This window comes from Nocardioides sp. GY 10127, assembly GCF_004919085.1.
Classification (GTDB): Bacteria; Actinomycetota; Actinomycetes; order Propionibacteriales; family Nocardioidaceae; genus Nocardioides.
The window spans coordinates 76407-88275 of sequence record NZ_STGL01000007.1; the positions used below are offsets into that span (position 1 = coordinate 76407).

The following is an 11869-nucleotide window of genomic DNA, read 5'->3' on the forward strand; positions in this document are numbered from 1 at the left end:
CCCGCGCTCACCGCCCGACCGCGAGCCGACCGCCGGCACTCCCGGCCAGGGCCGCGAGCGCCCCCCGGCGTCGCCGGTCGAGGGGAGAGGGACGCCGGTCCAGCCGCCGGTCCAGGAGCGTGGCCGCGCGCTCGGGGCGGCCGGAGCGCGCCAGGCAGAGGAGGAGCGCCTCCTCCACGACCTCCCGCTGGGCCGCCGAGCCGCCGACGAGCACCAGCCGGGGGAGCAGGTCGACGAGCTGGTCGGCCGCCTGGGCGTGCCGCTCCTCCACCATGGCGGCGAGGGCCTCGCACAGGGGCGCGACCACCCCGCTCGTGACGGCGTCGTCCGACTCCCGGCAGCGACGGCGCAGCCGCTCGAGCCGGTCGCGGTGACCGGCGGCGGCCAGGGCGATCGCCGCGTGCAGGGCGCCGAAGGGGGTCGAGGGACGGGTGAGCAGCACCGGGTCGACGGCGGCGAGGGCGGCCTCGACCGGCGGCGGGGGCAGCTCCTCGGAGCCGGGCCACCCGCTGGTGGTCAGCTGCCAGCGCCACAGCAGCGAGACCGCGTCCACGAGCAGGCGCACGCCTCCCGTGGTCGGCGGTGCCAGCTGGGCGTAGTACCGGCGCCGCACGGCCTCGGTGTCGCCCAGCGCGAGCTCGTGCAGGGCGGCGTGCCAGGAGAAGTGCGAGCGGTGGTCGGCGTCCCGCCCGCTGCGCTCGATCCAGGCGTCCAGCCAGTCCAGGCCGGGTCGGTGCTCCCCGGACTCGTAGAAGACGTGGCTGAGGGCGTGGACGGCGTGGCCCGAGGCGGGCTCGCAGGCCAGCGCGCTCTCGGCGAGCAGCCCGGCCTCCTCCAGGCGTCCCTGGTCCTGCCGGGTGAAGGCGAGCAGCGAGTGGTACCACCAGTGGTCGCCGTAGGCGGGCGCCAGCCCCTCGACCAGGTCCCAGGCCTCGCGCTGGAGGTCGGTGACCCCGGAGAAGGCGATGGTGGGCACGGCCGCGGAGACCGCGAGCGCGTCGCGCGGGTGCGCGGCCACGTGCCGGGTCAGCGCCTGCCCGCCGGCCCGCGCGTCGGCGACGCGCGAGGCGACGACCGCCACGAACGACCGCTCCCGCTCGTCGCCGCGGCGCTCGAGCGCGCCCCGGGCGGCGGCGAGGGCGCGGGGGACGTCCACGTCGGCGCCGGCCTCGTGCCCGAGGAGGGCCAGCGCGGCGTGCCCCACCGCCAGGTCCGGGTCCAGGACGACGGCCTCGGCGATGAGCCGCTCGCCCCCGGCCTGGAGGCGCAGCACCCGCTCGAGGCCGGCGTTGTAGGTCGCGGCGGCCTCCGCGGTGGTGGAGAGCGGCAGCCCCAGCAGGTCGCGCGGGCGGGCGACCGGGTGGTGGCCGCCGACCCAGCGCCCGTCCTCGAGGCGGCGGGGCAGCGGCGCGACCTCGTGCAGCACCGCGGCGGCCAGCGCCTGCGCCTGCGCCCGGATCTCCGGGACGGCCGTCGACTCGAGGAGCTCCCCGCGGCGCAGGGCGCCGAGCGTCCACACGGGTGCGGCGGTGGAGCCGGAGGAGTCCCGCAGCCAGCCGTCGACGGTCCGGACGCCGAGCCCCCGGGTCGCCGGCTCGGCCAGCCGCAGGCCACCCCGGTCGCGCAGCAGGTCGCCCAGCAGCGGGTCCCCCGCGCGGCGGACGTCGCCGCCCCCGCCGGTGGCGTTGACGACCCACCCGACCTCGCGGCTGCTGCCGTCGCTGAAGGTGACGCGCAGGCCGCCCAGCGGCAGGGGCTCCGCCGTGGCCACCCGGGCCGCCCGGACCTCGACCCGGTCGGTGGCGAGCAGGCCGTCGAGCACCGCTCCCGGCACGGGCGCGGTGCGGTGCCGCAGCCGGTTCCAGGCGCCGGCGTGCTCGTCGAGGAACCGGTGGCGGTCCTCCTCGGGCAGGCGACCCCAGAGCTGCGCGACGCGGTGCCGCAGGCCGTCGGCGGCGGGCCGCCAGTCGCCCTGGGCGGTGCCCACCTCGCGCAGGTGCTCCTGGGCGGCCTCCACGACGGCCTCCAGGTCGGCGTCCCACGCGGAGACGTCGGGGACGACCGGCAGCGCGGGGCGGGGGACGTGGGCGAGCGGCAGCCGCCCGTGCCGGGAGGTGGCGAGCACGCGGCGGTCGGGGCGGGCGCCGTCGCCGACGAGGCTGAGCGTCACGTCCAGCATGGTGAGCCCGGTGCCCACCACGAGGACGTCGGCGGGGCCCCTGCGGTCGCGACGCACGACGTCGAGCGCGCCGGGCGCCCACGGGTCGGCGACGAGGAACGGGGACGCCCGGAGCGACTCCGGGGCCCAGTCGACCGGGTCGGCGGGGGAGCCGGTGGCGAGGACGACCGCGTCGGCCGCGACGTCCTCGGACCCCGCTCGGACGACCCACGAGGGGCCGGCACCGTCGGCACCGCCGTCCGGGGCGGCCACCCGGCTCAGCCCCGTGGCCCGCAGCCGACGGTGCCGGACGCGCACCAGGCCGGCCGGGTCGCTCGCCTGCTCGGCGAGGCAGGCGTCGAGGTAGGCGGCCCACAGCCGACGGGGCACGAACGCGTGCGGCTGGGCCTGTTCGGGCGCGGCGTGGGCCTCGAGCCAGGCGACGAAGTGGCCGGGCTCGTCGCCGAGGACGCTCATCTGCGCGGCGGGCACGTTGAGCAGGTGCTCCTCGTCGTCGGTGCCGAACGCGACGCCCCGGGCCCAGCGCGGTGCGGGGTCGAGCAGGTCGATCTCGAGCCGGGAGCCGCGGGCACGGGCGGCCCGGGCGAGGTGGAGGGCGCTGAGGCTGCCGGCGGCGCCGGCACCGACGACGGCCACGCGGGCGGCGCGGGTGCGGTGGCTGGGGTTCATCCGTTCCTGCTTTCTCGCTAATGACGACTGAGTTACTAGACATTAGCGACAGGGGAAGGCCACCGAAAGGGAGGCTCGCTGTGAGCCGGCTCGGTGGCGCGCGGGCTAAGGCTGCGCCGAGAGGAACAGGAACGTCGCCAGCAGCACGAGGTGGACCAGGCCCTGCTGGGCCTTGGCCCGGCCTTGGGCGACGGTGAGCACCGAGACCGCCACGGTGACCGCCAGGAGCACCACCTGCGTGGGTGGCAGCCCGAGCTCGAGGGGGCCGTCGAGCCAGATGGAGGCCACCGCGATCGCCGGGATGGTGAGGCCGATCGAGGCCATCGCCGAGCCGTAGGCGAGGTTGAGGCTGTTCTGGACGCGGTCGGCCGCCGCGTGCCGGACCGCGGAGATCGACTCCGGCGCCAGCACGAGGAGCGCGATCACCACGCCGACCACTGCGTACGGCAGGCCCAGCGCGGCCACGGCGTGCTCGATGGTGGGGGAGAGCAGCTTGGCGAGCCCGACCACCCCGACGAGCGCGGCCAGCAGCAGCCCCAGGCTGGCCCAGGCCGCGCGGGCCGACGGCGGGGCGGCGTGCTGCTCGTCGTCCTCGAGGACGCCGGTGACGCGGCCCTGCGCGTCCGAGGCGACGGGGAGGAAGAAGTCGCGGTGCTGCACGGTCTGCGTGAGCACGAACCCGACGTAGAGCGCGAGGGAGACGGCGGCCGCGAAGGCGAGCTGTGAGGTCGAGTAGACGTAGCCCGCCGCGGACACGGTGAAGCCCGGCAGGACGAGGCACACGCCGGCCAGGGCGACGACCGTGGACAGCGCGGAGCCGGACCCGCTGGCGTTGAAGCTGACCAGCCGGTGCCGCAGCGCGCCGACGAGCAGGGAGAGGCCGGCGATGCCGTTGAGGGTGATCATCACCGCGGCGAAGACGGTGTCGCGGGCGTAGGTCGAGGCGCTGGAGCCGCCCCCGGTCATCAGCATGACGATGAGGCCGACCTCGATGACGGTGACGGCGACCGCGAGCACGAGGGAGCCGTAGGGCTCGCCGATCCGGTGGGCGACCACCTCGGCGTGGTGGACGGCGGAGAGCACGGCGGCGACCAGGAAGAACGCGACGAGCCCGAGCGCGAACGGGTGCGCGTGGTGGGCCCAGGTCGCGCCGAGCACGGCGAGGGCGCCCAGGGGTGCGAGGGTCGTCCAGCTCCTCAGCAGGGTGTGCAGGAGGGGTCGTCGGGCGTGGCCGGCGGTCGCGCTCATGGGGAGAACCCTGTCAGGTGGCCCCAACCCCGGGGCCGGGGACGCACACCGCCGTGACCGGACGGACGGGGCGGACGTCGGCGCCAGGCTCTACCCTCGTTGTCGATGGCAACGACAGCGGAGCCGGCCCCCTCCGGCGAGTACACGCACGCGCAGATCCTCACGATCATGTCCGGCCTCATGCTGGGCATGTTCCTGGCCGCGCTGGACCAGACGATCGTCTCCACCGCGATCCGCACGATCGCCGACGACCTCAACGGACTCTCGATCCAGGCCTGGGCGACCACGGCCTACCTGATCACCTCGACGATCACGACCCCGATCTACGGCAAGCTCGGCGACCTCTACGGCCGCAAGCGCCTGTTCATGACCGCGATCACGATCTTCGTCGTCGGCTCGGCGCTGTGCAGCCTGGCCACGTCGATGTACAGCCTCGCCGCCTACCGCGCCCTCCAGGGGCTCGGCGCCGGTGGCCTCTTCACCCTCGTGCTGGCGATCATCGGCGACGTCGTCTCCCCGCGCGAGCGGGCCAAGTACTCGGGCTACTTCATGGCCGTGTTCGGCACCTCCTCGGTGCTCGGGCCTGTCATCGGCGGCTTCCTGGCCGGCCAGGACACGCTGCTCGGCATGTCCGGCTGGCGCTGGGTCTTCCTGGTCAACGTGCCCGTCGGCATCATCGCCTTCATCGTCGTGCTGCGCACGCTGCACGTGCACCACCACAAGCCCGAGTACAAGGTGCGCATCGACTGGTGGGGCGCCCTCGCCCTCGTCGTCACCCTGGTCCCGCTGCTGGCCGTCGCCGAGCAGGGCCGCGAGTGGGGCTGGGGCTCCGCCGTCTCGATCGCCTGCTACGTCATCGGCGCAGTCGGCCTGGTCGGCTTCGTCCTCGCCGAGCGGGCCATGGGCGAGGCGGCGCTGTTCCCGCTGCGGCTGCTGCGCATCCGCGCCGTGACGGTGACGGTCGTCTCCAGCATCGTCATCGGTGCCGCGATGTTCGGCGGCATCCTCGTGCTGCCGCTCTACATGCAGATCGTCCACGGCGCCTCGCCGACCGAGTCGGGCTTCCTCATGCTGCCGATGGTCGTGGGCATCATGAGCGCCGCGATGAGCTCCGGCATCCTGATCTCGCGCTCGGGCAACGTCCGGCCGTTCCCGATCGTGGGCTCGGCCCTCGTGGTGGTCGGCCTGTTCGCCCTGTCCTTCACCGGCGCCGACACCCACCTGTGGATCGTGATGATCCCGATGTTCGTGCTCGGCTTCGGCCTGGGCAACTGCATGCAGCCGCTGCTGCTGGCGGTGCAGTCGGCCGTCTCCCCGCGCGAGATCGGCGTCGCCACGTCGTCCGCGACCTTCTTCCGCCAGATCGGCGGCACGCTCGGCGTCGCGGTCTTCCTCTCGATCCTGTTCTCCACCGTGGGCGACAACATCGAGACCGCCCTGACGGCGGCCGCGAAGACCGAGGCCTTCCAGGAGGCCGCGGCGGCCAACGGCGGCTTCGACGCGAGCGTCATCGCCCAGGTCCAGGACGACTCCTCGGTCCTCACCACCCTGCCGGCCGCGCTGGCGCACCCGATCCAGGTGGGGTTCGCCGAGTCGATGGACCAGGTGTTCCTCTTCGCCTCCGGCGTGGGCGTCATCGCCTTCCTGGTGCTGCTGCTCATGCCCAAGGTCGAGCTGCGGGCGACGTCCGCCGCGGCCGAGCGCGGGGCCGACCCGGAGGCCTCGACCCCCGCGAGCTGACGAGACGTCAGGTGGTCCGGTCCGCTTCGAGTGGGCCGGACCGCCCGGCGCCGCGTACGCTGGATCGCTGTTGCCCGTGCCGTCGACCTTCTGCGAGGTAGCCCCATGTCCGCCACGTCCGGCAGCACCGCCACCGCCGCACGCGGAGAGTCGGTGTTCGCCCGCCTGGAGCCGCACCTGCCCAGCGTCTCCAAGCCGATCCAGTACGTCGGCGGCGAGCTCAACGCGACGCTGAAGGACTGGGACTGCGCCGCGGCCACCGAGGCCGGCGGCGAGACGGTCCGGTGGGCCCTCATGTACCCCGACGCCTACGAGGTCGGCCTGCCCAACCAGGGCGTCCAGATCCTCTACGAGGTGCTCAACGAGCGCGACTGGATCGTCGCCGAGCGCACCTACGCCGTGTGGCCGGACATGGAGAAGGTGATGCGCGAGCAGGGCATCCCGCAGTTCACCGTGGACGGGCACCGCCCGGTCGTCGACTTCGACGTCTTCGGGCTCTCGTTCTCCACCGAGCTCGGCTACACCAACATGCTCAACGCCCTCGACCTCGCGGGCATCCCGCTGCACGCGGTCGACCGCACCGAGGACCACCCGGTCGTGCTCGCCGGCGGGCACGCCGCGTTCAACCCCGAGCCGATCGCGGACTTCATCGACGCCGCCGTCCTGGGCGACGGCGAGGAGGTCGTGCTCGCGATCTCCGAGCTCGTCCGCGAGTGGAAGACCGAGGGCCGACCCGGCGGCCGCGACGAGCTGCTGCGCCGCCTGGCGGTCACGGGCAACATCTACGTCCCGCAGCTCTACGACGTGGCCTACGCCGCCGACGGCACGATCGAGGCCGTCGTCCCGAACAAGCCGGGCATCCCGTTCCGGGTCAAGAAGCACACGCTCATGGACCTGGACGCGTGGCCGTACCCGGCCAAGCCGCTGGTGCCCCTCGCCGAGACCGTGCACGAGCGCTTCAGCGTCGAGATCTTCCGCGGCTGCACCCGCGGCTGCCGCTTCTGCCAGGCGGGCATGATCACCCGCCCCGTCCGCGAGCGCTCGATCGAGACGATCGGCGCGATGGTCGAGAACGGCATCCGCCAGACCGGCTTCGAGGAGGTGGGCCTGCTCTCGCTCTCCTCAGCCGACCACACCGAGATCGGTGACGTGGCCGCCGGCCTCGCCGACCGCTACGAGGGCTCCAACGTCTCGCTGTCGCTGCCCTCCACCCGCGTGGACGCCTTCAACATCACGCTGGCCAACGAGTTCTCCCGCAACGGGCGCCGCTCCGGCCTCACCTTCGCCCCCGAGGGCGGCAGCGAGCGGATGCGCAAGGTGATCAACAAGATGGTGACGGAGGAGGACCTCATCCGGACCGTCGCCACCGCCTACGGGCACGGCTGGCGCCAGGTGAAGCTCTACTTCATGTGCGGCCTGCCCACGGAGACCGACGAGGACGTCCTCCAGATCGCCGAGCTGGCCAAGAAGGTCATCGCCAAGGGCCGCGAGGTCTCCGGGCGCAACGACGTGCGCTGCACCGTCTCCATCGGCGGGTTCGTGCCCAAGCCGCACACCCCGTTCCAGTGGGCGGCCCAGCTCGACCACGAGACCACCGACGAGCGGCTGAAGAAGCTGCGCGACGAGGTCCGCGCCGACAAGCGCTTCGGTCGCGCCATCGGCTTCCGCTACCACGACGGCAAGCCCGGCATGATCGAGGGACTGCTCTCCCGCGGCGACCGCCGCGTCGGTCGCATCATCGAGGAGGTCTGGCGCGACGGCGGCCGCTTCGACGGCTGGAGCGAGCACTTCTCCTACGACCGCTGGGTCGAGGCCTCGCAGCGCGCGCTGGCCGGCACCGACATCTCGCTGGAGTGGTACACCACCCGCGAGCGCGACTACGACGAGGTCCTCCCGTGGGACCACCTGGACTCCGGGCTGGACAAGGACTGGCTCTGGGGCGACTGGGAGGACGCGCTGGCCGTCGCCGACGGCTCCGCGGACGTCGAGGTCGAGGACTGCCGCTGGACGCCGTGCTACGACTGCGGCGTGTGCCCCGAGATGGGCACCGAGATCCAGGTCGGGCCGACGGGCCAGAAGCTGCTGCCGCTCTCGGTGGTCTGAGGTCTCGCTACGCTCGCCAGAGGGCGACGTCGATCCATCTCAAGGGTGCGCCGGGAGTCGGCGGGAGAGCACACTCGAGAGGAGCGTCGGCCCAAGCCTCAGGCTGGCCGGTTGAGCTCGTGCTCGACCGCACGCCTGATCCAGGACGAGACGGAGCGGTCGTCGGCCTCGGCACGCCGCTTGACCTCGTCCAGCACGTCGTCAGGGAACCGCACCGGGATCGGGGACGTGAGTCTCGCCGTACGGCGACGCGGCTTCCCTGTCGGCACCTGGTTGGCGGGATCGGCGTAGAGCTCGTACTCCTCGGCGGGAGTCATCTCAGTACTCATCTCGGTCGCTCCGGTAGGTCTCGGTGAGGCTGCTGCCTGCTTCGTAGCAGCCGATGGGTCGGCAGCGGGTCGGGTCGCCGTCCCTTGAGGGGGCGATGGGAACGACGAGGACGCATCCGTCGACTTCGGACACCATCAGCCAGTGGGCGGGCGGCTTGGCCGGGTAGAACAACGGATCACTCGTCCAGACGTCGTACACGTCGTCGAGTCCCAGCTGCGGGTGCTTGAACAGGTGTGCGGCCTGGGCGTCGATCTCGAACGGCTCGTCGGAGAGCAGATCGAGGTCGAGAAGATCCACTCCTGCAGCGTATAACAAACGGATACGGCGGTGCGGCGTCTGCCGTTCCGAAGGTCCCCCTCTGCCCCCGAGATGGGCACCGAGATCCAGGTCGGGCCGACGGGCCAGAAGCTGCTGCCGCTCTCGGTGGTCTGAGCCGCGAGACGGCCGGCCGCACCGCGGTGGTGCGGCCTCAGGTCGTCGTCGCGGCGACGGCGCTGCCGTCGGCCAGCCGGCCGGTCACCTCGTCGCCGGACGGGTCGCCTGCCGTGCAGAAGGCGGTGCTGTCCCCGGACTCCCAGCTCGAGCGACCGGGCCACAGCGTGTACTCGCCCCAGGGCGAGTAGTCGTAGTCCTCCCCGGTGTAGGCCTCGAAGGCGTCGATGCAGGCGGCGTCCGAGCGGCGCTGGGAGGCTCGGGCGCCGGGGTAGTCCTCGCCGCCCTCGGCGATGTCCACGATGCCCACCACCTCGAGCTGGTGCGGCTCGTCGCAGGGGATGACCCGCACCTCGTCGACGGTGTCGCTGTCGCCCAGGTCGGAGAAGCAGTCGCCCTCGCGCAGGAACGAGAGCGTGGTGTCCTCGGCCCGGGTCACCTGACCGTCGTCCCCCCGCTCGGGGCCGCTGACCTGGTCCACGACCAGCCAGGCGAGGCCCCCGACGGCGACGAGCAGCCAGACCGTCGACGCGACCAGGGCGCCGATGGCCATGCCCCGGGCGGCACCGCGGGCCCGCCCGACGAGGACGGTGATGGCCAGGCCGACCGACACGAACCAGCCGACGCCGCACAGCGGCAGGACGCCGAGCCCGAGTGCCCAGGCGGCCATCGTCTTCTGGCGGCGCTGCCGCCGCGGGTCGGGCGCCTGCGGTCCGCCGATCTGGGGGTAGGCCGTCGGGTACGCCTGGGGGTAGCCCTGGGGATACGGCTGGCCGGGGTGGCCGCCCGGGTACGGCCCCGGGTAGGAGCCCGGCTGCTGGCCCGGGTAGGAGCTCGAGTACGGGCCCGGCTGCTGGCCGTACGGGTTCCCGTACGGGTTGCTGGAGGGGCTGCCGTCGGGCTGGTCGGGACCGGGCTGGTCGGGACCGGGCTGCTGGGGGTCCGGCACGGTGCTCCTCGGGCTCGGGACGGTGGATCGGTCGGAGCACGAGGGTACGAGAGAGCGCCGGGACGCCGTCCGGGAGGTGTCCGGGCGCCCCGGACGTCCTGCGCCCGCCAGGGCCCCGGTGAGGCACTTTCTGCAGGTTCGTGCGGTGCGAGAACGTGCAGCGCACACCCCGCTGACGTTCCCACAGGAAACCCCTAGGTTCGTCCGCACCCGCCTCGGCGGGGCCGGCCGACGGTGCGTCGGGCGGCGGACCACCTCTTCTCGGGAGCAGCACCCATGACCTTGGACCACACCCCGCGCCGCGGTCGCGCGACCGCTCGGCAGGGCGTTCGCGGGCCCCTCGCCCGGAGCCCCTTCTCGCGCCTCGGCGCGCTCACCCTCTCCGCCCTCGTCCTCGGGACCCTCGCCTGGAGCACCCCGGTGCAGGCGGAGCCCACGAAGCCGGACGGTGCCGCGGCCACCGACGGCACCCGGACGCCGGCCACGGCGGCCCGGCCGTCGCGTGCGCCGCTGGTCGGCGCCGACCGCCGCGGGGTCGTGGAGGGCGACTACATCGTCGTCCTGGACGACGCGGCGACCCGCGCCGACCTGCGCTCGGTCCGCAGCCGGGCCCGCACCCGCGGCGCGGACGTCTCGGAGAGCTACACGTCCGTCGTCACCGGCTTCGCGGCGAGCATGGACGCCGCGGCCCTGCGCAGCGTCCGCGCCAACCCGGACGTCGCCTACGTCGAGGCCGACCGACGCCTCTCGGTCGATACCACCCAGACCGGGGCGACGTGGGGCCTGGACCGGATCGACCAGGACGCCCTCCCGCTCGACGGCTCCTACACCTACACCGCGACCGGCGCCGGGGTGAAGGCCTACGTGATCGACACGGGCATCCTCTCCACCCACGCGCAGCTCTCGGGCCGCGTCGCCTCGGGCTACACGGCCGTGAGCGACGGCAACGGGACGACCGACTGCAACGGTCACGGCACGCACGTGGCCGGCACGGTCGGCGGCTCCACCTACGGCGTGGCCAAGAACGTCACGCTCGTGCCGGTCCGGGTGCTGGGCTGCGACGGCTCCGGCACGACGTCCGGCGTCATCGCGGGCGTCGACTGGGTGACGGCCGACCACACCGGCACCAACCCCGCGGTGGCGAACATGAGCCTGGGCGGCGGCGCGTCGACCACGCTCGACAACGCGGTGGCGGCGGCGATCAACGACGGTGTCACCTTCGCCGTGGCGGCGGGCAACGAGAGCACGAACGCCTGCAACGGCTCCCCGGCGCGCGTCCCGGCCGCGCTGACGGTCGCCGCGACGACGAGCACCGACGCGCGGGCGAGCTACTCCAACTACGGCTCCTGCGTCGACCTCTTCGCGCCGGGCTCCTCCATCACCTCCGCCTGGTACACCTCGAACACCGCCACCAACACCATCTCGGGCACCTCCATGGCCACCCCGCACGTCACGGGCGTCGCCGCGCTCTACCTCCAGGACCACCCCTCGGCCTCGCCGAGCACGGTCGCCGCCGCGATCCTCGGCGCGGCCACCTCCGGCGTCGTCACCGGCACCAGCGGCTCGCCGAACCTGCTGCTCTCCAGCGATCTCGGCGGGAGCGGCAGCGGGGGCGGCACCACCCCGCCCAGCACGGGCGCCAACCTGCTCCTCAACCCCGGCTTCGAGCAGGGCGCGACCTCGTGGTCGGCCTCGTCGGGCGTCATCACCACCGACTCCGGCGCCCCGGCCTACGCCGGCAGCTGGAAGGCCTGGCTCGACGGCTACGGCTCCAGCCACACCGACACCCTGAGCCAGACCGTGACGCTGCCCGCGGGCAGCGCGGCGAGCCTGTCGTTCCAGCTCCTCGTCTCCACCTCGGAGACCACCACGAGCAGGGCCTACGACACGCTCACGGTGAAGGTGACCTCCGGCGGCAGCACCAGCACCCTCGCGACGTACTCCAACCTCAACGCGGCCTCCGGCTACGTCAAGCGGACCCTCTCCCTGTCGGCCTGGACCGGCAGGACGGTCACGCTCACGTTCACGGGCGTCGAGGACTCCTCGCTGGCCACCAGCTTCGTCCTGGACGACACCTCGCTCACCGTCGGCTGACTCTCCCGCAGCCTCCGGTGCCCCCGCACGCGGGGGGCGAGGGCCCGGTCGCTCCGCACACGCTGCGGTGGCGGCCGGGCCCTCGCTCGTCCGGGGGTGGTCCGGGGGCTCTCGGGGCAGCCAGG

8 protein-coding genes are annotated in these 11869 nt (G+C 73.7%); 3 read left to right on the forward strand and 5 right to left on the reverse strand.

Annotated features, from left to right (window positions below):
* Positions 1-7 precede the first annotated feature (7 nt).
* Together E8D37_RS12790 and E8D37_RS12795 are read right to left on the reverse strand one after the other, a co-directional pair.
* Positions 8-2848: an FAD/NAD(P)-binding protein gene (locus E8D37_RS12790; protein WP_206055737.1), complete on the reverse strand. Its 2841-nt coding sequence runs from the start codon at positions 2846-2848 to the stop codon at positions 8-10.
* Between the two features lie 105 nt (positions 2849-2953).
* Positions 2954-4096 (reverse strand): ionic transporter y4hA, encoded by a 1143-nt coding sequence (locus E8D37_RS12795; protein WP_136570184.1) that lies wholly within the window; start codon positions 4094-4096, stop codon positions 2954-2956.
* 105 nt (positions 4097-4201) lie between these two features.
* Here E8D37_RS12795 and E8D37_RS12800 point away from each other — a divergent pair, with 105 nt between their 5' ends.
* Both E8D37_RS12800 and E8D37_RS12805 read left to right on the forward strand, forming a co-directional pair.
* Positions 4202-5836, forward strand: a complete 1635-nt coding sequence (locus E8D37_RS12800; RefSeq protein ID WP_136570185.1) for an MDR family MFS transporter — start codon at positions 4202-4204, stop codon at positions 5834-5836.
* Positions 5837-5941: 105 nt separating this feature from the next.
* The gene (locus E8D37_RS12805) at positions 5942-7939 is read left to right on the forward strand and encodes a TIGR03960 family B12-binding radical SAM protein (protein ID WP_136570186.1); all 1998 of its coding nucleotides are present in this window, start codon (positions 5942-5944) and stop codon (positions 7937-7939) included.
* A gap of 98 nt (positions 7940-8037) precedes the next feature.
* Here the strand turns inward: E8D37_RS12805 and E8D37_RS12810 are convergent, their stop codons facing one another.
* The 3 genes from E8D37_RS12810 to E8D37_RS12820 all read right to left on the reverse strand — a co-directional run bounded on the left by E8D37_RS12810 (position 8038) and on the right by E8D37_RS12820 (position 9650).
* Complete coding sequence (locus tag E8D37_RS12810) at positions 8038-8256, reverse strand: YlcI/YnfO family protein (RefSeq protein ID WP_240770396.1); 219 nt, start codon at positions 8254-8256, stop codon at positions 8038-8040.
* 1 nt (position 8257) lies between these two features.
* Entirely contained in the window at positions 8258-8566 is a 309-nt protein-coding gene (locus E8D37_RS12815; protein ID WP_240770397.1) for a hypothetical protein, read from the reverse strand.
* A 172-nt stretch (positions 8567-8738) separates the two neighbouring features.
* Entirely contained in the window at positions 8739-9650 is a 912-nt protein-coding gene (locus E8D37_RS12820; protein WP_136570189.1) for a septum formation family protein, read from the reverse strand.
* Positions 9651-9926: 276 nt separating this feature from the next.
* Between E8D37_RS12820 and E8D37_RS12825 the strand changes: the two genes are divergently transcribed.
* Positions 9927-11744: a S8 family peptidase gene (locus E8D37_RS12825; RefSeq protein WP_136570190.1), complete on the forward strand. Its 1818-nt coding sequence runs from the start codon at positions 9927-9929 to the stop codon at positions 11742-11744.
* Positions 11745-11869: the final 125 nt, after the last annotated feature.